At 67.7% G+C, this 22668-nt stretch carries 22 protein-coding genes and 1 riboswitch; of the genes, 13 read left to right on the top strand and 9 right to left on the bottom strand.

The window, feature by feature from the left end; translation table 11 throughout:
- The first annotated feature begins 162 nt into the window (after window positions 1-162).
- From ACFYO1_RS21950 to fahA, 3 genes are all read left to right on the top strand, one after another.
- Window positions 163-789, top strand: coding sequence for a TetR/AcrR family transcriptional regulator (locus tag ACFYO1_RS21950; protein ID WP_387233824.1), 627 nt, complete (start codon window positions 163-165; stop codon window positions 787-789).
- 178 nt (window positions 790-967) lie between these two features.
- Window positions 968-2164, top strand: coding sequence for a cupin domain-containing protein (locus ACFYO1_RS21955; protein ID WP_364724273.1), 1197 nt, complete (start codon window positions 968-970; stop codon window positions 2162-2164).
- Entirely contained in the window at window positions 2134-3342 is a 1209-nt protein-coding gene (gene fahA, locus ACFYO1_RS21960; protein WP_387233827.1) for a fumarylacetoacetase, read from the top strand. The genes ACFYO1_RS21955 and fahA overlap by 31 nt, the downstream gene beginning before the upstream one ends.
- Window positions 3343-3408: 66 nt before the next feature.
- Here fahA and ACFYO1_RS21965 read toward each other — a convergent pair whose 3' ends face one another.
- Window positions 3409-4098, bottom strand: coding sequence for a TetR/AcrR family transcriptional regulator (locus ACFYO1_RS21965; protein WP_387233830.1), 690 nt, complete (start codon window positions 4096-4098; stop codon window positions 3409-3411).
- A gap of 98 nt (window positions 4099-4196) precedes the next feature.
- Between ACFYO1_RS21965 and ACFYO1_RS21970 the strand changes: the two genes are divergently transcribed.
- The 3 genes from ACFYO1_RS21970 (at window position 4197) to thiC (ending at window position 8021) form a co-directional block, all read left to right on the top strand.
- Window positions 4197-5600 (top strand): lipase family protein, encoded by a 1404-nt coding sequence (locus tag ACFYO1_RS21970; protein ID WP_387233832.1) that lies wholly within the window; start codon window positions 4197-4199, stop codon window positions 5598-5600.
- A gap of 127 nt (window positions 5601-5727) precedes the next feature.
- The gene (locus ACFYO1_RS21975) at window positions 5728-6204 is read left to right on the top strand and encodes a VOC family protein (RefSeq protein ID WP_387233835.1); all 477 of its coding nucleotides are present in this window, start codon (window positions 5728-5730) and stop codon (window positions 6202-6204) included.
- Window positions 6205-6270: 66 nt separating this feature from the next.
- A riboswitch (TPP riboswitch) is annotated at window positions 6271-6380 on the top strand.
- Window positions 6372-8021, top strand: a complete 1650-nt coding sequence (thiC, locus tag ACFYO1_RS21980; RefSeq protein ID WP_387233838.1) for a phosphomethylpyrimidine synthase ThiC — start codon at window positions 6372-6374, stop codon at window positions 8019-8021. (Overlaps the previous riboswitch by 9 nt.)
- A gap of 66 nt (window positions 8022-8087) precedes the next feature.
- On the opposite strand, the gene ACFYO1_RS21985 is transcribed toward thiC, so the two are convergent.
- The 4 genes from ACFYO1_RS21985 to ACFYO1_RS22000 form a co-directional block, all read right to left on the bottom strand.
- The gene (locus tag ACFYO1_RS21985; RefSeq protein WP_387233841.1) at window positions 8088-8954 is read right to left on the bottom strand and encodes a hypothetical protein; all 867 of its coding nucleotides are present in this window, start codon (window positions 8952-8954) and stop codon (window positions 8088-8090) included.
- A gap of 113 nt (window positions 8955-9067) precedes the next feature.
- Window positions 9068-10507 carry a short-chain fatty acid transporter gene (locus ACFYO1_RS21990; RefSeq protein ID WP_387233844.1) on the bottom strand — a complete coding sequence of 480 codons (1440 nt, stop codon included), beginning with the start codon at window positions 10505-10507 and terminating at the stop codon, window positions 9068-9070.
- Window positions 10508-10597: 90 nt separating this feature from the next.
- On the bottom strand, window positions 10598-11551 hold the full coding sequence (locus ACFYO1_RS21995) for a pyridoxal-phosphate dependent enzyme (RefSeq protein WP_387233846.1): 954 nt from the start codon (window positions 11549-11551) through the stop codon (window positions 10598-10600).
- 56 nt (window positions 11552-11607) lie between these two features.
- Complete coding sequence (locus tag ACFYO1_RS22000) at window positions 11608-12186, bottom strand: carboxymuconolactone decarboxylase family protein (RefSeq protein ID WP_387233849.1); 579 nt, start codon at window positions 12184-12186, stop codon at window positions 11608-11610.
- Between the two features lie 71 nt (window positions 12187-12257).
- On the opposite strand from ACFYO1_RS22000, the gene ACFYO1_RS22005 reads away from it, so the two are divergent.
- From ACFYO1_RS22005 to ACFYO1_RS22015, 3 genes are all read left to right on the top strand, one after another.
- Window positions 12258-15236 (top strand): tetratricopeptide repeat protein, encoded by a 2979-nt coding sequence (locus ACFYO1_RS22005; protein WP_387233852.1) that lies wholly within the window; start codon window positions 12258-12260, stop codon window positions 15234-15236.
- 176 nt (window positions 15237-15412) lie between these two features.
- Window positions 15413-15760 carry a DoxX family protein gene (locus ACFYO1_RS22010; RefSeq protein ID WP_387233855.1) on the top strand — a complete coding sequence of 116 codons (348 nt, stop codon included), beginning with the start codon at window positions 15413-15415 and terminating at the stop codon, window positions 15758-15760.
- Between the two features lie 39 nt (window positions 15761-15799).
- Window positions 15800-16966 (top strand): FAD-dependent monooxygenase, encoded by a 1167-nt coding sequence (locus tag ACFYO1_RS22015; protein WP_387233858.1) that lies wholly within the window; start codon window positions 15800-15802, stop codon window positions 16964-16966.
- On the opposite strand, the gene ACFYO1_RS22020 is transcribed toward ACFYO1_RS22015, so the two are convergent.
- Window positions 16912-17349, bottom strand: a complete 438-nt coding sequence (locus ACFYO1_RS22020; protein WP_387233861.1) for a VOC family protein — start codon at window positions 17347-17349, stop codon at window positions 16912-16914. The genes ACFYO1_RS22015 and ACFYO1_RS22020 overlap by 55 nt on opposite strands.
- A 563-nt stretch (window positions 17350-17912) precedes the next feature.
- Between ACFYO1_RS22020 and ACFYO1_RS22025 the strand changes: the two genes are divergently transcribed.
- From ACFYO1_RS22025 to ACFYO1_RS22035, 3 genes are all read left to right on the top strand, one after another.
- The gene (locus ACFYO1_RS22025) at window positions 17913-18575 is read left to right on the top strand and encodes a dioxygenase (RefSeq protein WP_387233864.1); all 663 of its coding nucleotides are present in this window, start codon (window positions 17913-17915) and stop codon (window positions 18573-18575) included.
- Window positions 18576-18705: 130 nt separating this feature from the next.
- Window positions 18706-19098, top strand: a complete 393-nt coding sequence (locus tag ACFYO1_RS22030) for a hypothetical protein (RefSeq protein ID WP_387233867.1) — start codon at window positions 18706-18708, stop codon at window positions 19096-19098.
- A 111-nt stretch (window positions 19099-19209) separates the two neighbouring features.
- Window positions 19210-19440: a DUF2510 domain-containing protein gene (locus ACFYO1_RS22035; protein ID WP_387233870.1), complete on the top strand. Its 231-nt coding sequence runs from the start codon at window positions 19210-19212 to the stop codon at window positions 19438-19440.
- A gap of 62 nt (window positions 19441-19502) precedes the next feature.
- Here ACFYO1_RS22035 and ACFYO1_RS22040 read toward each other — a convergent pair whose 3' ends face one another.
- Window positions 19503-19910 carry a VOC family protein gene (locus ACFYO1_RS22040; RefSeq protein WP_387233873.1) on the bottom strand — a complete coding sequence of 136 codons (408 nt, stop codon included), beginning with the start codon at window positions 19908-19910 and terminating at the stop codon, window positions 19503-19505.
- 55 nt (window positions 19911-19965) lie between these two features.
- On the opposite strand from ACFYO1_RS22040, the gene ACFYO1_RS22045 reads away from it, so the two are divergent.
- Window positions 19966-20418, top strand: coding sequence for a MarR family winged helix-turn-helix transcriptional regulator (locus tag ACFYO1_RS22045; RefSeq protein WP_387233876.1), 453 nt, complete (start codon window positions 19966-19968; stop codon window positions 20416-20418).
- Between the two features lie 12 nt (window positions 20419-20430).
- On the opposite strand, the gene ACFYO1_RS22050 is transcribed toward ACFYO1_RS22045, so the two are convergent.
- Both ACFYO1_RS22050 and ACFYO1_RS22055 read right to left on the bottom strand, forming a co-directional pair.
- Complete coding sequence (locus ACFYO1_RS22050; protein ID WP_387233879.1) at window positions 20431-21969, bottom strand: MFS transporter; 1539 nt, start codon at window positions 21967-21969, stop codon at window positions 20431-20433.
- Between the two features lie 106 nt (window positions 21970-22075).
- Window positions 22076-22633, bottom strand: a complete 558-nt coding sequence (locus tag ACFYO1_RS22055) for a TetR/AcrR family transcriptional regulator (RefSeq protein ID WP_387233882.1) — start codon at window positions 22631-22633, stop codon at window positions 22076-22078.
- Window positions 22634-22668: the final 35 nt, after the last annotated feature.

Genomic DNA, 22668 nt, shown 5'->3' on the forward strand with positions numbered 1-22668 from the left:
TTCGCGCTCGCGCCTGCGGACAGGTCGCTCGACAAGGGCAGTCCGCCGTTTCCGGCCGACTTCATGCACGACTGTAGCATTAACCTTCGCTAATGTAGGAAGTCGATCTACAGGCGTCGGACCAGCGAGAACCGCGCAACCCGCGCTGCTATGTTGGTGCCCATGGGTAGCGATTCGGCCGTACAGCCGCGACAACGGGCGCCGCACCTCGGCCCGGAGCGCCGCCGCCCGCAGGTGCTGGACACCGCGCTGGCCATCGCGGTCGAACACGGCATCGCGGCGGTCACCATGGCCGCCATCGCGGAGCGGATGAACGTGACCAGGCCGGTCGTCTACGCCTGCTTCGCCGATCGGGTCGAACTGATCGAGGCGCTGATCCAGCGCGAGGAGAGCTACCTGGTCGACGACCTGCTCGGAGTGATGCGCCGCCGCGACGTCGACGCGGGCGAGACCGTGTTCATCGAGGGCTTCCGGGCCCTGCTGGAGAAGGCGACCGCCCGCCCCGACGCGTGGCGCCTGCTGTACGGCAATCCCGATCCGGCCGTTGCGGATTCGTTCGGCCGCGGCCGCGCCCTGGCCATCGAACGGTGCAGCACACTGCTGCGGCCGACGCTGCGCGCCTGGGGCACCGAGGACCCCGAACGCAAGCTGCCGGTGCTCGTCGAGCTGTGGGTTTCCGCGGGTGAGGGCGCGGTGCGCACCCTGCTCGCGGACGAGGGCGACTGGACCGCGGCCGATCTCGGTGCCTTCGTCGGCGCGGCGGTGTACCGCGCGCTGCGGCACGCCTGACGCCGTCCTGACAAATAGTCGGCTACTTGCCGAACAGCTAGTCGAAATGCCTCCCGATGCCGCGATGTTCCGGCAGAATTCGCCCCGTCGGGGGTGGATTCCGCCACTGCGCCCGACCGGCCATCACTACGATGGTGACCAGTTGAACCAGGCCACAAGCCAGGCAGGAGGTGCGGTCATGGCGTTCTATCGACAGGTAGGAGCGGTGCCGCCGAAACGGCATACACAACATCGGGACGAGCAGGGACAGCTCTACTACGAGGAGCTGATGGGCGAGGAGGGCTTCTCCGGCGATTCGTCGCTGCTCTACCACCGCGGGCTGCCGCCCGCGATCGTCGACTCGACGGTGTGGGAACTGCCCGACCAGACCACTACCCCGAATCATCCACTGCGGCATCGGCATCTGCGGTTGCCCGAGCTGTTCCCGGACGACACCCCAGCCCGCACCGACGCGGTGACCGGACGACGCCTGATCCTCGGCAATGCCGATGTGCGCATCTCCTACGTCGTGGCCAAGGGCGCGTCCCCGCTGTACCGCAACGCGATCGGCGACGAGCTGGTCTACGTGGAATCCGGTGCGGCCGTGCTCGAAACGGTCTTCGGCCCGGTGCCCGCGCGCCAGGGCGACCAGGTGCTCATCCCGCGCGCGACCACCCACCGCTGGCTGCCTACCGGCCAGGAACCGTTGCGCGCGTACGTGATCGAGGCGTCCAGCCACATCACCCCGCCGAAGCGCTACCTGTCGAAGTTCGGCCAGCTGCTCGAGCACGCGCCGTACTGCGAACGCGACCTGCACGGCCCGGCCGAGACGCTGACCGCGACCGGCACCGACGTGGAGGTGCTGGTCAAGCACCGGCCCGGCGGCAAGGTCGTCGGCACCCGGTTGCTGTACGCCACACACCCGTTCGACGTGGTCGGCTGGGACGGTTGCCTGTACCCGATCACCTTCAACATCAGCGACTTCGAACCGATCACCGGCCGCATCCATCAGCCGCCGCCGGCCCATCAAGCCTTCGAGGGGACCAACTTCGTGGTCTGCAATTTCGTGCCGCGCAAGGTCGACTACCACCCGCTGTCGATCCCGGTGCCGTACTACCACTCCAACGTCGACTCCGACGAGATCATGTTCTACTGCGGCGGAAACTACGAGGCGCGCAAGGGATCCGGGATCGCGCAGGGCTCGGTGTCGGTGCACCCGGGCGGCTACGCGCACGGCCCGCAGCCGGGCGCCTACGAGCGCAGCATCGGACTCGACTACTTCGACGAGCTGGCCGTCATGGTCGACACGTTCCGCCCGCTGGAACTCGGCGAGGGCGCCCTCGCCTGCGAGGATCCGGCCTACGCATGGACCTGGTCCGGCCGGGGGCCCGCGTGAGGACTCGCATCGAAGTACCCGGCGATTCACTGTTCGGTGCGGACAACCTGCCCTACGGCGTGTTCGCTCCCGAAGGCCAGAACTACCGTGTCGGAACCCGATTGGGTGACTCCGTCATCGATCTCGCGACCGCACTGGGCGATCCGGAGTTCGGCGCATCGAGCCTGGCCGCGCTCATGGCGCAGGGCCCGCGGCGCTGGCGCGAGGTGCGCGAACGCGTCCGCGAGCTGGTCGACAGCGAGATCGACAGTGCCGCAATACATCCCCTCACCGAGGTGCGGCTCGGCCTGCCGGTGCCGATCGGCGACTACGTCGACGTCTACGCCAGCCTCGACCACGCGACGAACCTCGGCCGCCTGTTCCGCCCGGACAGCGAACCGCTGCTGCCGAATTGGCGGCACCTGCCGGTCGGGTACCACGGCCGAGCCGGCACCGTGGTGGTGTCCGGCACCGAGGTGATCCGCCCCAACGGTCAACGCCGGACCGATTCGGGCACACCGGATTTCGGTCCCTCGCGGCGACTCGACATCGAGGCCGAGCTCGGCTTCCTGGTCGGTGTCGGCTCCGAGCTCGGCGATCCGGTGGAAACCGGCGAGTTCGCCGAGCGGGTGTTCGGGGTCGCGCTGGTCAACGACTGGTCCGCCCGCGACATCCAGGCCTGGGAGTATCAGCCGCTCGGCCCGTTCCTCGGCAAGTCCTTCGCGACGTCGATCTCGCCGTGGGTCACGCCGCTGGCCGCGCTGGAATCCGCGCGGGTGCCCACCCCCGAGCAGCACCCGCAGCCGCTGCCCTATCTGCAAGAAAAGGAGCCGTGGGGGCTCGACATCGAACTGACGGTGGCCTGGAACGGCGAGGCGGTCTCATACCCGCCGTTCTCCCGGATGTACTGGTCACCGGCGCAGATGCTGGCCCATCTCACCGCGAACGGCGCGAGCACCCGCACCGGCGACCTCTACGCGTCCGGCACCATCTCCGGGCCGGACCCCGACCAGCGCGGCTCGTTCATCGAACTGTCCTGGGGCGGAAGCGAACCCATCCTGGTGAACGGTCAGAAGCGCACGTTCCTGGAGGACGGCGACGAGGTGGTCATCACCGCGTCCGCGCCCGGCCCGGACGCCCAGCGCATCGGTCTCGGCGAGGTCCGCGGCCGGATCCGCCCCGCGCGTCCGCGCGGATAACCGGACCGCACAGCGACGCGAGCCGGGTCGGATCGATCGGCCCGGCTCGCGTCGTCCGCGCTGAATCTACTGTCCCGCAACGACTCCCCGGCCGGCGTACACCACCGCGATGAACCCGGTCAGATCCTCGATGAGCGTGTCCACGCCGTCCGGCGTGCCACCGTCGTCGTGATGGTGCAGCCAGTCCGCGACCAGTTCGAACATGCCGCCGATGGTGGCCAGCGCCAAGGCCAGCCGGGCCCGCTGCACGCGCGGATCACCGTCCGGCTCCCCGGACCACTCCCGATCCAGGAATGCCGCCGACCAGCGCCGGTTGCTGCGCCGGATCCGCTCGACCGTCGGCGAAATACCGCCCGCCTCACCGAAAGTCACCTTCGCCAGGCGCGGGTCGTCGGCGATGGCGTGCACGAACGCGGCGAGCACCGGCTCGGCCCGCTCCGGCCAGGACAACTCGGCGGCCGCGACGGCGCCGGCGATCACCCGTTGCTGGATCTGCGCGGTGAGCTGCTGGAGCAGCGCGATGTAGCACGCTTCCTTGCTCTCGAAATGGTCGTAGAAACCCTTGGTTCCGACATAGGCGCGCTGACAGATCTGCTCGATCGATGTGCCCGAATAGCTGTGCTCGGCAAACAGTTCGGTGGCCGCGTCGAGCAGTTGATTACGCCGCTGTGCGCTGCGCTGCTCGGCGTCGAGTCCACGGATCCGGCGGCGGGCCTGCCCCTCGGCAGGCCGCGCGGCGGATTTGCTGCGGGTCATACCCTCGACCATAGCTCGATGACTTCTAGAAAGAGTTCTTGTTAGTAACACGGCCACGTGCTGTAATCGCTGTCACCTTGATGAGGAAGGACGCATACGTGTCAGTGATCAACGGTGATCCGGCCGCTAACCCGCGGACCGGTCTACGTTCGGTGGCCGTGTTGGTGACCATGGCGTTCGCCATGGCCACCGTCCTGCTGACCGGTGCGGTCGCCCCCGCGCCCGCCGCGGCAGTGCCACTCCCGCACGACGACTCGTTCTATCAGCCTCCCGAAGGGTTCGCCGACCAGGCGCCCGGCGCGATTCTGCGCTCGCGGGAGGTGCGCCTGGCGGTCCTGACCGTGCTGCCGCTGAATGTGCGCTCCTGGCAGCTGCTCTACCGCACCACTGATCTCAACGACCAGCCCACGGTCGCCGTCACCACGGTCATCCTGCCCGCGGGCGCCGACCCGAATCGTTCCCGTCCGCTGGTCTCACTCCAGTTCTATTACGACAGCGCCAGCAACGACTGCTCGCCGTCGTATGTGCTGCAACAGGGTTCGGGCCTGGCCGGCCTGGAGGGCATCCACTCGCAAAGCGAACTGATCGCGATCGCCGCATTGATCAGCCAAGGCTGGGCGATCTCGGTGCCGGACTACGAGGGACTCGACGGTCACCTCACGGTGCCGAAGGAACCCGGCTACATGACCCTCGACGGCATCCGCGCCGCCGAGGGCTTCCAGCCGCTCGGCCTGGACGGGGCGAATACCCCGGTCGCCATGTGGGGCTTCTCCGGTGGCGGCATGGGTTCGGGCTGGGCGGCGGAGATGCAGCCGACCTACGCGCCGGAACTCAACGTCAAGGGCATCGCCATGGGCTCGCCCACCTCGGACGTGGTGTCGCTGCTGCACGTCAACGGGTCGATGTTCTCCTCGCTGATCGGCATCGGTATTTCGTCGCTGCGCAAGGCCTATCCGAAGTTCAAGGAGGCGGCCGATCGGTATCTGACGCCCGAGGGCCGGGCGCTGATGGACCGGACCGAGCGGCAGTGCCTGCCGCGCAACGCGCTCACCCAGATGTTCGTCGATTACGGGCGAATGCTGACCATCCCGATTCCCGACTTCCTCCAGGTGCCGGAGATCAAGGAGACCTTCGAGCAAACGGTGCTCGGCCGCAATATCCCCACCGCACCGATCTTCTTGTACCAGGGCGTCTTCGACGAGGCGGTCCCGGTATGGACAAATGACCGGCTGAACCAGCAGTGGTGTGCCGGCGGCGCGTCCGTGGTCTACACCCGCGATCATCTCAGCGAGCATCTGAGCCTGCCGTCGCTCGGCATGGCCGGCACGCTCAACTGGATGAAGGGCAGGCTGGCGCCGAACGCGCCCGATCAGGTCGGCTGCCGCACCGACAATGTGGTGTCCATGCTGGCCGATTTCAACGCCTTGCTGACCCAGATCGAGATCAACCTGAACGCCACCTTCGGCGCGCTCGGGTTCCCGATCGGCCCGCGCGAGCGTTAGTTCTCACCACTGGCCTGGCCCTCGACCGGAATTCGGTCGGGGGCCAGACTTTTCGTTCGCACAGCGATGACTTCCCGGCGCCCGCCTCGTCTGCACAGGTATACCGACACCGGCCAGGAGGATCACCATGCAAAAGATCGTCACCAACCTGTGGTTCGACACCCAGGCGGAGGAAGCCGCCGAGTTCTATTGCTCGCTGTTCGCCGACTCCAAGATCACCGACGTGCAGTACCACAGCGAGGCGACCAACCGGCCGACGGATCTGGCCATCACCGTCGACTTCGAACTCAACGGCCAGAAGTTCACCGCGATCAACGGCGGCGGCGAATACCACTACACCCATGCCATGTCGCTATTGGTCAACTGTGACGGACAGGACGAGGTCGACCGGCTGTGGACCGCGTTGCTCGCCGATGGCGGACAGGAGATCGAATGCGGTTGGCTGAACGACAAATACGGCGTGCCGTGGCAGATCTGGCCGGCCGAGGCGACCGAGCTGGTCACCGGCGACGACCGGGAGGCGGTGAACCGCGCGATGCGCGCGATGTTCGGGATGAAGAAGATCGTGCTGCAACAGATGCGCGACGCCTACAACGGCAAGTGACGTCGGTCTTCCGCCGATCATGGGGCGGACTCCCAGGGAAGGCAGGTAGTCTCGGGCTGGAAAATTTCACACGCCAACGGGGGCTCGCACCAGCGGGCTGAGAGGACGGCTAGGGCCGTCGACCGTATGAACCTGACCGGGTAATGCCGGCGTAGGGAGGAACGATCATGGCTACTGCTGCGTCCACAGACGGATCCGAGATCATCGACACCGTCACCACCGGACCCATCGAGGGCAGTGTCAAGCATTACACCGAGGTAGACGGGCTGCGCATACCGGTCCGCCGGGTCAACCTGACGAACGGCGAGCATTTCGACGTCTACGACACCTCGGGCCCATACACCGACGACACCGCTCAGATCGACCTGGAGTCGGGCCTGCCGAAATTGCGTGATACCTGGGCCAAGCCCGAGGTAGAAGGCCCGCCGACCCAGCTTGCCTGGGCGCGGCAGGGCATCATCACGCCCGAGATGCGCTTCATCGCCGCGCGCGAAGGGGTGACGCCCGAGCTGGTGCGCGACGAGGTGGCCCGCGGTCGCGCGGTGATTCCCGCCAATCACAAGCATCCGGAGCTGGAGCCGACCATCATCGGCAAGAAGTTCCTGGTGAAGATCAACGCGAACATCGGCAACTCGGCCGTCTCCTCCTCGATCGCCGAGGAGGTGGAGAAGATGGTGTGGGCCACCCGCTGGGGCGCGGACACCATCATGGACCTGTCCACCGGCAAGAACATTCACGAGACCCGCGAGTGGATCCTGCGCAACTCCCCCGTCCCGGTCGGCACCGTGCCGATCTACCAGGCGCTGGAGAAGGTGAACGGCGATCCGACCAAGCTCACCTGGGAGATCTACCGCGACACGGTGATCGAGCAGTGCGAGCAGGGCGTGGACTACATGACCGTGCACGCGGGTGTGCTGCTGCGTTACGTGCCGCTGACCGCCAAGCGGGTCACCGGGATCGTCTCGCGCGGCGGATCCATCATGGCCGCTTGGTGTCTGGCACATCATCAGGAGTCGTTCCTGTACACCCACTTCGCCGAGCTGTGCGAGATCCTGGCGAAGTACGACGTGACCTTCTCCCTCGGCGACGGCCTGCGGCCGGGGTCGATCGCCGACGCCAACGACGAGGCGCAGTTCGCCGAGCTGCGCACGCTCGGCGAGCTGACGAAGATCGCCAAATCCTTTGGCGTGCAGGTGATGATCGAGGGTCCCGGGCACGTGCCGATGCACAAGATCGTGGAGAACGTGCGGCTCGAGGAGGAGCTGTGCGAAGAGGCGCCGTTCTACACCCTCGGCCCGCTCGCCACCGATATCGCGCCCGCCTACGACCACATCACCTCGGCGATCGGCGCCGCGATCATCGCGCAGGCGGGCACCGCCATGCTCTGCTACGTCACCCCGAAAGAGCACCTCGGGCTGCCCAACCGGGACGACGTCAAGGTCGGCGTGATCACCTACAAGATCGCCGCGCACGCCGCCGACCTGGCCAAGGGGCACCCGCACGCGCAGGACCGGGACAACGAATTGTCCAAGGCCCGTTTCGAATTCCGCTGGCGCGACCAGTTCGCGCTGTCGCTGGATCCGGACACAGCGCGGGAGTACCACGACGAGACCATGCCCGCCGAGCCGGCCAAGACCGCGCACTTCTGCTCGATGTGCGGGCCGAAGTTCTGCTCGATGCGCATCTCCGCGGACGTGCGCGAGTACGCGGAGCGCAACCAGCTGACCGATGTCGAGGCGATCGAGGCCGGGATGGCGGAGAAGTCCGCCGAGTTCGCCGACAGCGGCAGCGCGGTGTACCTGCCGATCGTCACGTAGTTCCGGATTCGACTGTCCGGCAACGCCTCCGGTTCCCGCACCCCCTGCGTGCGGGAACCGGCCGGCTCAGTCCCGGCGCATGATCTCGAGCAGCGACTCGAAGTGCTCGGCCGGGACGACTTCCATCGACTCGCCGCCGCCCTGAATGGTGGCGGCGATATCGATGGCGATTCGGTTGCGCCACCAGTAGATGGAGCGGCTGACCGGCCGGGACCGGAGCTCGCCCGCGACCAGGAGTTCGGCGAGCAGGCTGGTTCCCGCGAAAACCGTTGGGCCGGTGATCGGATGGACCAGCAGGTGGGTGTGCCCCGGAATGACCAGCAACGCGCCCCACGGACCGACGACCGGATAGTCATCCAGCCAGCGCACGTGCGCGGTGACGAAATCCGATGCCCCGTAGAGCATTTGAATATCCACATCGTCCATGCCGTCGATATCGGCGGTCATCAGGTCGAGCCCGCCTTCGGCCCGGGTATTGCGCTCGGCGATCGCGAACAGATCCGATTCTCTTGCGCCCCAACGTTGTGCGTTGGCGTAGGTCACCGGCGCCATGATGTCGCCGAAGTCGATCAGCACCCGCTGCAACAGTCCCGGCGCCACCAATCGGCGCACGTCGTTGATCAATCCCTTCGTGCGCGCCGAACACAACCGGGTCCGCAGCATCGACCGCACCGACTCCAGTCGCGATATGTCGAGATGCCCGGCGACCAGATCCGTGATCTGCGCATCCAGCCGATCCTCTACGATCGTCGACCACAGCTGGCGCGGCGCCCGAGCAACCCGCCGCTCCAACCGCGTACACGGCAACACCACCCGGCCACCCCCGCGCCCGGCGAACACGAACTCGCCGCCCGCCTCCTCACACCCATATCCGTGCCGCACCGCGACCTCGTTGACCAGCAACTTCAACAACCCCGAGGACGACTCCCGCATGACCCCTCGCTCCCCGTCGGCTACCTGTCGACCTCCATTCTATCGAACATACGTTCGAGAATGCGGCGGAAGTTTCGAACCCGCCCCAGCCGGCGAAGTGAGCGCTGACGCGGTCACGGCCCGGCGGGCAGGATCGGTGGGGCGTAGTCGAACGTCATGCCCAGCAAGCGGACGAGGAGCAGGACCACCGGCAGGTGAATCATGAACTGCAGGAAGGTGAATCCGATGAGGTCGCGTGCCCGTAATCGCAGGACCGCCAAGAGGGGCACCATGAAGAACGGGTTGATCAGGTTCGGCAGCGCCTCGGCCACATTGTAAATCTGTACCGTCCAACCGAGATTCATCCCGACATCGGTGGACGACTGCATGACGAACGGGGCCTCGACCAGCCATTTTCCGCCTCCCGACGGAATGAAGATGCCCAGCGCCACCGTATAGAGGGCGATCACGACGGCGAAGTTCCCGCCGCCGCCGATGGTGGTGAAGGCCGCTGCCAGGTGTTCGGAAAGCGTATGGCCGCCGCGCCCTTTCGCTTTGGCGAGCACGGCGGCTATCGCGGCGTAGAGCGGGTACTGGACGAGAATCCCGGCTGTGACGGGTACCGCGAGCGACACGGCCTGGAGGAACTTCTTCGGCGTCCCGTGCAATGCCAGTCCGAGCATCAGGGATACGAACAGATAGCAGTTGAGGCTGCTGAGAACCGTGAGCACCGGTTTGCCGGCCAATTGGGAGATCAGCCAGCCTGCGGTCAGGAGCAGGGCCAGGATCGGCAGAACGCGGCTGTACTCCAGCCATTCGCCCGGAGTGGAGCGGGGCTCGATCTCGGCCGGCTCGTCGTCCAGATCGATGCGCAGTTGCTGTGCCGTCTCGATCGCCGCTCCCTTGGGCGCGGAGAAGTAGGCGATCGCGACGGTGAGCACCATGAGGAGCGCGCACATGAACAGCGACTGCCAGGTGAAGATGGTGTGCCCGAAGTCGAGCACACCGGTGATCTTCAGCAGCGCGGGCGGCAGGGAGGTGGCCGTAGCCTGGAGCTGCGCCGCCGAGGAGGAGATGCCCAGCGCCCAGACCGAGCCTATTCCCATGAATGCCGCGGCGCCGAGCGCACGGTAGTCGACCCGAAGGCCGGACCGGCGCGCGATGGCGCGGGCCAGCAGGCCACCGAATACCAGACTCAGCGCCCAGTTCAGGATGGACACCGACATCGACAGCAGCGCGACGAAACTCACGGCACCGGCCGCGGTGCGCGGTAGGGCGGCCAGCCGGTCGATGAGCCGGGTGACCGGTGGTGAGGTGGCGAGGACGTATCCGGTCAGCACCACCATCGCCATCTGCAGCGTGAACGTCGTCAGATCCCAGAAGCCGTCACCGAACGCGTCGACCACGGCCTTCGGCGACGAACCGTTGACCAATGCCGCGGCGGCCACGAGGACCAGCCCGGCGAGCGCGACGACATAGGCGTCCGGAAACCACTTCTCCGTCCACCGGGCGAGCGCCTGCGCGACCCGCGCGAGCCCCCTCTCGGAGTCGGTTTCTACCGCTGTAGTCGCCATCCTGGTGTTCCTTCGTTCTCCACACAATCCGGGCGTCACTATGACACGCCGCCGCGCGGGAGCTACCGGATGCGCCGGAATCGGCCCTGGTCAGCGAATGAGATCGGTGGGATCGGTATTCGCCCCGCACAGCACGATCCCGATTCGTTCTCCGGGCCGAGGCCGGTAGGCGCCGGCCAGCAGGGCGGCCAGCGCGGTGGCCGAACCGTGCTCGATGGCGAGGCGATGGTGCCGCCACACCTGCAGGCGGGCGTCGATGATCGCGTCGTCGCGCACCACGACCGAGCAAGCGTCTGCGGTCTTGGCCCAGGCGAGAGCGGCGGGCGAGACCCGGTGCGCGCCGAGCGAATCGGCGGCTACGGAATCGATCTCGACGTCCCGCACGGTGTCCGCGGCGAGCGCGGCATGCAGCGCCTGGCTACCCTCCGGCTCGACCCCGACCACCCGGATGCTCAGCTTCTCCGCGACGGCGGCGATTCCGGAGAACATGCCGCCTGCGCCGACCGCGCAGACCACGGTGTCCAGGTCGGGCCGCAGTGCGGCGAGCTCCAGCAGGATCGTGCCGGCGCCGGCCGAGGTCAGCACCTCGTCGTAGACATAGGCCTCGATGGCGCCCGTGTCCTCCTGGAATCGCCGTGCCGCGTGCTGGGCTTCGGCCCTGGTCGCGCCCGTCACCCGCACCTCGGCACCCAGCTCACGCAACCGCCGCGCCGTCGCCGGAGCTGCCGACCGGCTCAGGAACGCCGTCGCGGGCACGCCGAATCGCTTAGCGGCCCAGGCGAATCCGATTGCCGCGTTGCCCTCGGTGGCCGAGACGAGGCCCGCGCGCGGCAGGCGATCGGACTCCAGCAGCGCGGCCACCAGGTTCACCGCGCCCCGTGCCTTGAACGAGCCGCTGTGCTGCAAGAATTCGAGGGCCAGGCTGATGCCGCCGCTCGGCGCGAGCTCCGCGTCGGCGTCGATCACGGTGAGAGGCCGGACGATTCCCGCTATCCGCCGGGAGGCCGCGGTGACGTCATCGAATACCGGGGTCCGCGCACCCATCACCCCGAACTCCTCCTCGCACCCCCGCGACGAAGTCTGCGGGCCGAGCGAGGATATCAGCGCTCGAAGTCGATGCCTCCGCCCCGCTCGGTGTGCCGGACCAGCGGCCAGTCGATCGGCACGCGCCCGGCCAGCGACAGGTAGGAGTCGAACACCGCGAGCGCGATCTCGGCCACAACATCGATGAACTCGGCGTCCGACAGTGCGGCGCGGGCCGCGGCCACCTCCTCGTCGGTCACCGCTCCCCGGCGGCGGACCAGGGCCGCCGCCCAGGCCAGCACCTGGGCCTGCTTCGGATCCGCCGCCGAGCCGGAGCGAGCGTCGGTCATCGCCTGCTCGCTCAATCCGCCTACCCGCGCGGCGAGGAAACTGTGTGCCGACAGCAGGTAGTCGCAGCTGTGTTCCTGCGCCAGCAGCAGGCCGAGGCGAGTCCGGGTATCGGAGTCCAGAGCGCTTTCCGTGCACAGGGAATCGGCGAGCGCGAGATAGCCACGCATCGCGGCCGGACTGTTGGCCAGCGTCTTGGCGATATTCGGCGTGATGCCGAACAGACGCTGAGCGGTGTCGAACAGCGTTCGGGTGACGCCGGTGGCGGCCTCCGGCTCGAGCAGCGGCAGCGGCGGTAGCTCGGTCATGAGGCCAGCATGATCGTGCGGGTTGATACTTTTGCGATGCGCCCGCGATGGGTGTTGTATGTGACACGACAATGGATCTACGTTTTTCGATTCTCGGGCCGGTCGAGATCAGTATCGACGGTCAGGTCGCGACCCTCGCGCCGCGCCACCGCGGGGTACTGGCGTACCTGCTGCTCAACGCCGATCGCGTCTGCGCGATCGAACGCCTCATCGAGGCGGTCTGGGGCCTCGATGAACCCGATACCGCCCGCGCCCAGATCCATGCCTCGCTCACCTCGATCCGGCGGGTGCTGCGCGCGGCCGAGGCCACCCACACCATCCAGACCCGCGCGGCCGGCTACGTCGCGCATCCGGGCTCGAATCAGTTCGATCTCACCGAATTCACCGTGCACCTCGCCGCCGCGGAACACGCGGCCGACCCCCTCGACGCGGTCGCGGAATTGCGGGCGGGACTGGCACTCTGGCGCGGTGACGCGCTGGGCGATCTGACCGCCGCCTACGTCGTCAATGCCCGTGCCCGGCTGCATGAGCAGCGGCTGGCCGCCATCGAGCGGCTGATGGACCTGGAATTGTCGCTGGGCCGGCACCGGCAATTGCTGGATGAGCTCATCGCCAAGGTCGCCGAGAATCCGTTGCGGGAGCGGCTCACCGGCCAATTGGTGCTGGCGCTGTACCGCGCCGACCGGCAACGCGACGCGTTGGCCGCGGCACGCACGCTGCGCACCGCCCTCGTCGAAGAGCACGGGCTGGATCCGGGATCGGCGTTCAGCGAGCTGGAACAGGCCGTGCTGCGTGGCGATCCCGAACTGCTGCTACCCGCGAAAACCAGGCCCCAGGAACCGCACCCAACCTTGGCGGATCCGGCTCCGCAACCGGAACCGACGCCACCACCGGACGCGCCCGCGCCCCCGCACCTGATATCGGCCTCCACTCCACCGGAGGCGCCGGCGGCCAGTGCGAACTTCCTGCCCTACGACATTCCCGATTTCACGGGTCGCGCGGCCGAGTTGGACCGGCTGGGCAAACTCGATGAGCGGGAACCGGGCGGAATCGTCGCCATCGACGGCATGGCCGGAGTGGGCAAGACCGCGTTGGCGATCCATTCCGCGCATCGCCTCGCCGCGCGTTACCCCGACGGGCAGCTGTTCATCGACCTGCAGGCCTACGCGGCCGAACGCGCCGCCGTCACCCCGGCCGCCGCGCTGGAAATACTCCTGCGGCAGCTGGGCGTACCCGCGGATCGCATCCCGCTCGACGAGGGCGATCGCAGCGCGCTGTGGCGCAGCGAACTGACCGGCCGGCGGATCGTCGCCGTCCTCGACAACGCCGCCGACGCCGACCACGTGCGCCCACTGCTGCCCGCCACCACCGGCAGCGTGTTCCTGATCACCAGCCGCCGGAGAATGATCGATCTCGATGGCGTGCACGCGGTGTCGATGCCGGTACTTCCGGCGGGCGATGCCGTCGGGCTGTTCGAACGGATCGTCGGCGCACGCGCCACCGCCGAGCCGGTGGCCGCGCTGGATGTGTTGCAGCTGTGCGGATTCCTCCCGCTGGCGGTGCGGATCGCCGCGGCGCGACTACTGCACCGTCCGCAATGGAGTGTCGGCTACATGGCGGAACGACTGCGCGACGAACGGCGGCGGCTGGTCGAGCTGGCCACCGCCGAACGCGGGGTGGCCGCGGCTTTCGCACTGTCCTACGGGCAGCTCGCCCCGGCGCATCAGCGCCTGTTCCGGCTGCTGGGCCTGCATCCCGGCCGCGACATCGACCCCGCCGCCGCAGCCGCGCTCGCCGATTTCCCGCACGCCGACCACGCCGAACTGCTGCTCGAGGAGCTGCTGGACGTGCACGTCGTCACGCAGCACGAACCCGGGCGCTACCTGCTGCACGATCTACTGCGCGCGCACGCGACCGCCATGGTGGCGGTCGACGAGTCCGATACCGCACGGGAGGCCGCACTGTCGCGGCTGTCCGACCACTACCTGCACACCGCCCGGACCGCAGTGGATCTGCTGTTCCCGCACAGCGCGACCGACCGCCGGGCGCTGCCGCCCGCCGCGGGCCCGATCACCGCTGTCGACGGTCCCGGCACCGCAGCGCGATGGTTGCACGCCGAACGGGCCAATCTCATGGCGGTGATCGGGCACGCGGCGGATCACGATCGGCCCGGATTCGTGCGCGATGCGGCGGTGACGCTGCGCCCATACCTCGACGGATACTTCCACCACACCGACGCGGCCCGGCTGCACGCGGTCGCGCTGGTGGCCGGGCGCCGGCTGGGTGATCGCTCCGGCGAGGCGCGGGCGCTGGCCGACCTCGGCTGGACGCACTGGCGGCGAGGCGAATACGCCGACGCGACAAGATATTCGGAGCATGCGCTGACGGTGGCCCGGGCGAACGGGGACCGCTTCGAAGAGGCACGCGCGCTCAACACCCTCGGCAATGTCCGCTGGCGGCAACGCGACACCGACGCGGCTCGCGAATACTTCCGCAGCGCGCTGTGGATAACCCGGGAGATCGGAAACCGCGGTGGCGAGGCACACGTTCTGGGGAATCTCGCGTTGGTCCTCGGCGAGGACCGCGGCACCGAGGCCCGCGAACATCTCGAACGCGCATTGGATCTGCATCGTCAGGTCGGCAACGCGCGCGGCGAGGCGCTGGTGCTGAACAAACTCGGCACGCTGTACCGCTGGTGTGGACGACCGGACCAGGCCCGCGAACACCACCGCCGGGCGCTCGAGCTGTATCGCTCGCTCGGCACCCATGGCGACGAGGCCGCCGCGTGGAACGGGCTCGGGCATACCGCCCGTGCCGGTGGCGATGCGGCACAGGCGATCTCCGAGCATGCCACCGCACTCGAACGCGCGGTACAGACGGGCAATCTGCCCGAAGAGGCCGACGCACACGAGGGGCTGGCCCGCGCGCATCTGCTGTGCGGACAGCTGGACCAAGCCCGCGAGCACGCCGAATCGGCATTGCGGAAGTATCAGGCGCTCGGCCTTCCGGAGGCGGAGAGCGTGCGGGATCTGCTGACCGAACTGTCCTGAGCCGAATCGCGTCACCGACCCCATCGCGAACGCATCGGCGAAGTATCGATCCGTCGCGGGACGCTTTCGCAGTGCGAATCGCGAACCGAATCCCCGCCGATCCGGCGAACCCACGGTCGCGCCACACCGGAACTCAATTCCCGGACCAGGGAATTGCGCAGCTATCAGGAGAGAAAATGCATACCGCCTACGTCATCGTCACCATTGTCGCCGCCGCCTGGGTCGGGTTCTCGGCGTTCTCGCTGCTGCGGCGAGCGAAGTTCGTGACCGATCCGCTGGTGGAATACGGTGTGCCGCAGAGCTGGTGGACCATGCTGGGCCTGCTCAAGGCCGCCGGGGCGATCGGACTGATCGTCGGCCTGTTCATCCCGCTGATCGGTGTCGCCGCCGCGATCGGACTGATCCTCTACTTCGCGGGTGCGGTGATCACCATCCTGCGCGCACGCTCGTACAAGACGCTCGCCTTCCCGCTGCTGTACCTCATCCCGGTCGCGGTGGCGCTGGGCTTGGGCGCCGCGGCCTGAACGGAATCCGACACGGCCGGGAAATGGAAAGGTAACGACATGCCGAAGGCAGTCATAGTCGGCGGCGGGATCGGCGGTCTCGCGACCGCCATCGCATTCACGCTGCGCGGCTGGGAGATCGAGGTGCTGGAGCGCTCGACTCGGATCGAGGAGGTCGGCGCCGGAATATCGCTGTGGCCCAACGCACTTCGCGCCTTGGCTGCGCTCGGTCTGGACGAGACCGTGCGCGGCCGGGCCCGGGAGGAGGATTCGGCCGGGATTCGCGACCGCAAGGGACGCTGGCTTTCCCGGACCGACACCGAGGCCATACGCGTGCACTACGGCAGTCCGGTCATGATGCATCGTGCCGATCTCCTGGATATCCTGCGCCGCGCCGTCCCGGAAGGCGCGGTGCGCACGGGTATTTCGGTGACCGCCGTGCAACCCGACGGCACCGTCGTACATTCGGCGGGAACCTCGGCCGGGGATGTGGTGGTGGGCGCGGACGGCATCCACAGCGTGGTCCGGCGCGCGGTCTGTGGCGCGATCGAGCCTCGCTACAGCGGATACACCGCGTGGCGAACGGTCATCACGCCCACCGAGCCGGTCGGTGAAATGGGCGAAAGCTGGGGCAGCGGACAGCGTTTCGGCTACAGCACGCTGCCCGACGGCCGGGTCTACTGCTTCGCCACGGCTGATATGGCGGCGGGAACTCCGGGCGGTGGACTGGACGAACTGCGTGCCCGGTTCGGCTCCTGGCACGACCCCATTCCCGCCCTGCTGGCCGCGGTGGGCGAAACGGCGATCCTGAAGCACGATCTCTATGACCTACCACCTCTGAAAACCTTTGTGGCGGGCCGGATCGCGCTGCTCGGTGATGCCGCGCACGCCATGACCCCGAACCTGGGGCAGGGTGCCTGCCAGGCGCTGGAGGACGCGGTGGTGCTGGCGCACGTCGCCACCCGGGGCGGCGACCTGACGGACTACGACAGCCAGCGCAGGCCCCGAACCCAGATGATCGTCAAACGCTCCCGGCTGATCGGCGCCGTCGGTCAGCTCTCCTCGCCCATGGCCGTACTGGCGCGCAACGCGCTACTGCGGCTGACCCCGTCCTCGACGCAGTTCAAATCATTAGCCCCGGTCCTTGACTGGGAGTCGCCTCGCGGCGGCGATCAGCGGAGTTCCTCGACCAGTCCGATGAGGACGCCCTCGGGGCCGCGGACGTAGGCGTACCGGCAATAGTCTTCGTAGCGCGCCACCTTGCCCACGAGTTCGCCGCCGTGGGCGCGCAGGCGGTCGACGACGTCATCGACGTCGTCGACGGCGAAGGTCAGGCGGGGGATGCCCGGGGTGTTCACCGCCGCCTTCGGCGCGGCGTCGGTGGTCGTCGGCGAGCGGAACGTCGAGAGCTCGATCCGGCCGAGGCCGTCCGGAGTCCGCACGACGGCCATGTCCGCCAGGACGCCGTCCAGCGCGAGGAGGTCGTCGGCCCATTGGCCACCGACCGTTGCCTCACCCTCCAGTTCCAGGCCCAGTTCGATGAAGAACGCGACAGCGGCCGCGAGGTCCTCGACCACGATGCCGACATGGTCCATCCGGCGGATCGTCATGATGTTTCTCCTCAGGTTCGTAGGGGTCCATTCCGGCCCGGTCAGTGGTTCGGCCACGCACACGTGACTGCTTGTACTCCGGGGACGGAGCCGTCCGGGCTTTCTCGACATCTGCGGTGCGGGAATTTCCAGAATTCTTTCCGGACCCGTTCGTCGCGGCAACGAATCGGTCGGCGAACAATTTCGGCAGCGTCGGCGCTTTCCGGCAGTCAGCACTGGGGAGCCATTGGGGACTCACCGCCGCGAGTAGCACCGGGACCACGAATTGTCTTATGGCACTGGGTATTACGGCCACGATGCGCAGACGGGCCGGCCGCGCGACAGGCCCGGACCGTTGCCCGCCCCCAATGCGCGACATATCGTGTTGTTCACATTCGAACTTGAAATGCATTCGCCGACAAGGTGTTTGATCTCTGAGCAGCACGTACGCCCGGCTGTTCAGGTGACGTGGCGCGACACCTATTCGTCGGCCGCGAAGGTGTTCATTACCGCCTGCGCTAGCGCATCGCGAATGCCGGATGTGAACTCCAGCCCGTTATGTTCCCACGAGGAGATCAAAAGCCATGACTACCAACGACTCCCTGGACGACGAGATCCCCCAGGCGATCACCCGCAAACGCCTGCTGCAACTCGGCTTGCTGGCCGTACCCGCCGCCGCTGCACTGACCGCCGGCGCCGCGACCAGCACCGGCAGCCCCGGCGAAGCCCAGCAGGCCGTGCCGGAAGACCTCGAGCCGACCCCGGCCTGCCACGACGGCGACGCCCCCACCATCGCCCAGACCGAAGGCCCCTACTTCAAGCCGAACTCGCCCCTGACCAGCGACCTGGTGATACCCGGCGCGCCGGGCACCCGATTGACAGTCAGCGGCTACGTGTTCACCCGTTCCTGCCGTCCGGTCGCCCAGGCCCTGCTGGACTTCTGGCAGGCAGACAACGACGGCGCCTACGACAACACCGGCTACAAGTGGCGGGGACATCAGTTCACCGACGCGAATGGGCGATTCAACCTGTCGACCATCGTGCCCGGCCTGTACCCGGGCCGCACCCGGCATATCCACGTCAAGGTGCAGGCCCCCAATCAGCGAATCCTCACCACCCAGCTGTATTTCCCCGGCGAACCACGCAACAACACCGATTCCATCTTCGACCGCCGGTTGCTGATGACCGTGCGTACCGTGCCCGCAGGAAAGGAAGGGACCTACGACTTCATCCTGAATTTCCGCTGATCGGCATCCTCGACATCGAAAGGTGCATGCCCATCTGGAATCTCGTCGGCAACGAATGCGCAGGTGTACGGCGTCACGGTCGCCCGGATCGGACACAGTGACGCACAACCCGACGAGAAGGATGACATCCATGCGGAGATTTGCCGGCGTGCTTGCCCTTTCGAGTGCCATGGCGGCATTCGTCGCGCCTGCCGCCCATGCCGCCGACGGCGACGCGAACGTCGCGGTGTTCAAGGTTCTGCACAAGGACGGTTCGGTCATCGCCGCGTATGACTGCACCGCGGGCGACAGCGCGACGATCACCGTCAAGGTGACCTACAAGGCCTCCGGTGCCACCGGCAGCGGAACCGCCGAAAATTTGGAATGCACCGGCAAGCCGACGTTCGTCACCATCAAGACAGATCTGGGCGCGGGCGACCACGGCGACAAGGTCAGCAGCGACATCAGCATCGAGGCCGAAGGGCCGCTACCCGCCATCGGCGAATCGTTCGCCGTAGTCCAGGCCGACGGATCCGCCGACTGACCGAGCGGCTCGGGTCGTTCGTCGAAGCGGGCGTCGAGTTCCCTATCTGGGTTCGACGCCCGCTTCTGCCACGCCGACGTTTCATCGCGAATCCCGGTGAATACTGTTCAGATGGGAGCACTCAGCATCTGGCACATCCTCATCCTGCTCGTTCTCCTTGCGATCATGGGAGGGATCGGCGGCGTCGTATTTCTCGCCACCAGGTCCGGTTCGCGGCCGCGGCCGGGGCAACAACCGACCGGGACCATCGCGCCGGGCTGGTACCCGGACAACGCGAACCCGGCCCTGCTGCGGTGGTTCGACGGGTATCAGTGGACCGCGCAAACCCAGCCGCGCCAATAGGTCTCGGCAGGTACGGTCGCCGGCCGACCTTCGGCGACGCCTGCGCGTCGATCGAAAACCGTTCAGTAGGACTGGAGTTCGATCAGCGTGCCGTCTGGGTCGCGGAGGTGGGCGGTGCGGAGGCCGGGGCCCCAGTCGGGACGGTCGGCCGGGGCGGCGACCGAGGTTGCGCCGTGGCGGAGGCAGAGGGTGTGGGCCGTGTCCACGTCTTCCACTCGGCAGACGAACATGACCGCGTCCTGGGCGGGGGTGGATTGGCTTGGCAGGGACGCGGTTCCGGCCACCTGGGCCATGGTGGCGCGGTCGAAGAGGGTCAGGGCTGCCTGGTCGTCCACGTCCCAGTTGGCGTAGGGGCCTTCGGGGGTGCCCTTGATCAGGTCGGCGCCGATTAGGCCGGGGAGAACGGCGGCGTAGAAGGTGAAGCATTCGGCAAAGCGGGTGACGAGCAGCCTCGGGTGCAAAGCGTCCACAGGGTCTCCAATAGTAGGTTCAGCCCTACTATAGGTCTAGTCCTACAATATAGCCATGGACTCTGGAATCGCACTGCCGCCCAGCTTGCTCGAGCTGGATATCTATCTGTTGTCGCGGGTGGGCAAGGTTGCGCGGGGTCGGTTCGCGGATCGGCTGGCCGAGCGGGGGCTTCGGCTGTGGCACATGTCGATCCTCGCGGCGTTGGCCGACTTCGGGGCGCACGCACAGCGCGAGCTCGCCGAGCGGCTCACCATTCACCCGAGCGACGTGGCGAAGATGGTCGACGAGCTGGCGGCGGCGGGGCAGGTCGAGCGCGCGCGGGACGAGGCGGATCGACGGCGGATGACCGTGCGGATCACCCGCGCCGGGCGAGCGGCGCTGACCGCCCTGGGCAAGGAGGCAGGCCAGGTCGGCGACGACATCCTCGCTCCGCTGAACGCGCGGGAACGCGCCCAGCTGTCCGGGTTGATGCGCCGCGTATTCGACCACGCGCTGCCCGCAACTTGAGCACACCTGCGCTCAGTGCGCGCCGGTAACCCGAAAACCCTTGGGCACCAACCACACCGCGACAACAGCAACCACCGCGACAATCGCCGCCGAAACATAGGCGGTAGCGGTGAGCGCTACGTCGAACGCGTGCCGGGCCGCCTCGAGCACTTGTTCACGCGGCGCATCGTCCAGGCGGCTCGCCACTTCCACGGCGCCGCCGATGGATTCCCTTGCCTCATCGAGTCTTTCGCCGCGCAATGGCAGATCGATCATGTTCTCGGTGAAGATCCGACCGTGAATGCTGCCCAGCAGCGCGACACCCAACCCCATGCCGAGTTCGTAATTGGTTTCCGACACCGCGCCGGCCTGCCCGGCCCGTTCGGGCGCAACCGCGGAAACCAGCACGGCGGCCGCCGCGGTGATCGCCAGTCCGTCGCCCAGCCCGAACGACGCAAGCACCAGTGCGACAACGGGATACGTGGTCGGCTCGGGACTCAGCGCCAGCCCGAGGAAGCCGAGGGCCAGCGCGCCGAGCCCGATGGCGAGCACGGACCGAACCCCTATGTGCTGCATCAACCACGGCGTCGTCAGCGACGCGACCAGCAGCGTCAACGCCGACGGCAAGGTGCGCAGGCCCGCCTCCGACGGCGAGTAACCGTGCACGTACTGCAACCACAGCGAGATCAGGAACAGGGCGGCGCCGATCGCGAGCATGGCGAGCAGGGTGGCGAGCGCGGCGGCAGCGAACGCGCCGTTGCGGAACAACCGCACGTCGAGCAGCGGATCGGCGGCAGCGAGCTGGCGGCGCGCGAACCAGATGAGCAGCAGCACACCGAGAATCAGGACGACCCAGTCCACCGGGCCGGGCGTGCCCTTGGCGACATGCTTGATGCCCCAAGCCAAACCGACGATACCGGCAATCGACAGCCCGGCGGCCGGCCAGTCGAGCGAACCGGATTGCGGCGCACGGTATTCCGGCAGCAACCAGGCACCGACGACCACGGTGAGCAGCACGACCGGCACATTCAACCAGAAGGCCGAAGCCCAGCCGAAGTGCTCCACCATCACCCCGCCGACGATCGGGCCGATGGTCGCGCCGGCGCCGGCCACCGCGGCCCAGATGCCGATGGCGAGCGTACGTTCCCGCGCATCGGTGAAAATGTTCCGGATCAGCGACAACGTCGACGGCATCACCATCGCGCCGCCGATGGCGAGCAGCACCCGGCCCGCAATCAACTGCCAGGCGCTCTGCGATGTCGCCGCCACCACCGAGGCCAGTCCGAACAGCACGAACCCCGTCAGGAACAGCAGTTTCCGGCCGACCCGGTCGCCCACCGCACCCGTGGTGATCAGCAAACCGCCGAGCACCAAGCCGTACACGTCGATGATCCACAGCTGTTCGAGCTGCCCCACCTGCAGATCGGCGATCAGCGACGGCAGCGCGACATTCAGGATGGTCGCATCCATCGCGACCAGCAGCAGGCTGGCGCACAGCACCGCGAGCATCACCCAGCGCACGCCGCCCACCGTCGGTACGTCGCCGTTCGTCTCCGGTCCACTCGCCGCCATGCCGCCTCCTCACTCGCCCCAGCCCAGCATCCACCGCCCTCCAGCAAACACCAAGTAACCGCGCCGCCGCTTGCCTTCCCGGCAGATCGAACCAGTCGCGGAACGACTACCGGAGGGCCTGGTCGATCAGCAGTCGGGCAGCTCGGTCGGTCCGCTCGACGTCGCCGGTGATCAGGCGATCCTGAAGGATCCCGCGCAACCCGGAAACAAGCAGTGTCGCTACGAGTTCCGGATCGTCGACGGACGGCAGGCCGCGCAGTCCGTCGGCCAGCGAGTCGACAAACGCCGCGATGGCCGTCTCGGCGTAAGCGGCGTACGGACTGTCCGCGGCACACGCGGCACCCAGCACCTGCAGCATGACCCGGACGCTGGTCCGGCCGTCGCCCGCGGTGTTCGCCCTCCAGAACCCCCACAGCCGCGCGCGCAACTCGGCGGCGTCGGAGACCTCCGAGAACAACGCGGCAAGGTCCGGCCGCTGGGTCGCCAAGGCTTGGACCAGCAACTCTTCCTTGGTGGTGAAGTAATAGATCAGCATCCGCGAGCTGGTGCCGAGCTCAGCCGCGAGCGGGCGCAGGGACAGCTCGGCGAGGCCGTGGTCGGCGATATAGCGCACCACGGCGGCGAGCAGTTCGGCACGTTTGCCGTGGTCTGAGGGGCGGGCCATGAGTTGACTGTAGCGAGTGCTACAGGTATCCATGT

Source organism: Nocardia sp. NPDC006044 (assembly GCF_042871115.1).
Lineage (GTDB): Bacteria > Actinomycetota > Actinomycetes > Mycobacteriales > Mycobacteriaceae > Nocardia.

Excerpts from the sequence above, each read along its gene's own strand:
- ACFYO1_RS21950 (WP_387233824.1), top strand. The coding sequence starts at position 163 with ATGGGTAGCGATTCGGCCGTACAGCCGCGACAACGGGCGCCGCACCTC.
- ACFYO1_RS21955 (WP_364724273.1), top strand. The coding sequence starts at position 968 with ATGGCGTTCTATCGACAGGTAGGAGCGGTGCCGCCGAAACGGCATACA.
- fahA (WP_387233827.1), top strand. The coding sequence starts at position 2,134 with ATGGACCTGGTCCGGCCGGGGGCCCGCGTGAGGACTCGCATCGAAGTA.
- ACFYO1_RS21965 (WP_387233830.1), bottom strand. The coding sequence starts at position 4,098 with ATGACCCGCAGCAAATCCGCCGCGCGGCCTGCCGAGGGGCAGGCCCGC.
- ACFYO1_RS21975 (WP_387233835.1), top strand. The coding sequence starts at position 5,728 with ATGCAAAAGATCGTCACCAACCTGTGGTTCGACACCCAGGCGGAGGAA.
- thiC (WP_387233838.1), top strand. The coding sequence starts at position 6,372 with ATGGCTACTGCTGCGTCCACAGACGGATCCGAGATCATCGACACCGTC.
- ACFYO1_RS21985 (WP_387233841.1), bottom strand. The coding sequence starts at position 8,954 with ATGCGGGAGTCGTCCTCGGGGTTGTTGAAGTTGCTGGTCAACGAGGTC.
- ACFYO1_RS21990 (WP_387233844.1), bottom strand. The coding sequence starts at position 10,507 with ATGGCGACTACAGCGGTAGAAACCGACTCCGAGAGGGGGCTCGCGCGG.
- ACFYO1_RS21995 (WP_387233846.1), bottom strand. The coding sequence starts at position 11,551 with ATGGGTGCGCGGACCCCGGTATTCGATGACGTCACCGCGGCCTCCCGG.
- ACFYO1_RS22000 (WP_387233849.1), bottom strand. The coding sequence starts at position 12,186 with ATGACCGAGCTACCGCCGCTGCCGCTGCTCGAGCCGGAGGCCGCCACC.
- ACFYO1_RS22005 (WP_387233852.1), top strand. The coding sequence starts at position 12,258 with ATGGATCTACGTTTTTCGATTCTCGGGCCGGTCGAGATCAGTATCGAC.
- ACFYO1_RS22010 (WP_387233855.1), top strand. The coding sequence starts at position 15,413 with ATGCATACCGCCTACGTCATCGTCACCATTGTCGCCGCCGCCTGGGTC.
- ACFYO1_RS22015 (WP_387233858.1), top strand. The coding sequence starts at position 15,800 with ATGCCGAAGGCAGTCATAGTCGGCGGCGGGATCGGCGGTCTCGCGACC.
- ACFYO1_RS22020 (WP_387233861.1), bottom strand. The coding sequence starts at position 17,349 with ATGACGATCCGCCGGATGGACCATGTCGGCATCGTGGTCGAGGACCTC.
- ACFYO1_RS22025 (WP_387233864.1), top strand. The coding sequence starts at position 17,913 with ATGACTACCAACGACTCCCTGGACGACGAGATCCCCCAGGCGATCACC.
- ACFYO1_RS22030 (WP_387233867.1), top strand. The coding sequence starts at position 18,706 with ATGCGGAGATTTGCCGGCGTGCTTGCCCTTTCGAGTGCCATGGCGGCA.
- ACFYO1_RS22035 (WP_387233870.1), top strand. The coding sequence starts at position 19,210 with ATGGGAGCACTCAGCATCTGGCACATCCTCATCCTGCTCGTTCTCCTT.
- ACFYO1_RS22045 (WP_387233876.1), top strand. The coding sequence starts at position 19,966 with ATGGACTCTGGAATCGCACTGCCGCCCAGCTTGCTCGAGCTGGATATC.
- ACFYO1_RS22050 (WP_387233879.1), bottom strand. The coding sequence starts at position 21,969 with ATGGCGGCGAGTGGACCGGAGACGAACGGCGACGTACCGACGGTGGGC.
- ACFYO1_RS22055 (WP_387233882.1), bottom strand. The coding sequence starts at position 22,633 with ATGGCCCGCCCCTCAGACCACGGCAAACGTGCCGAACTGCTCGCCGCC.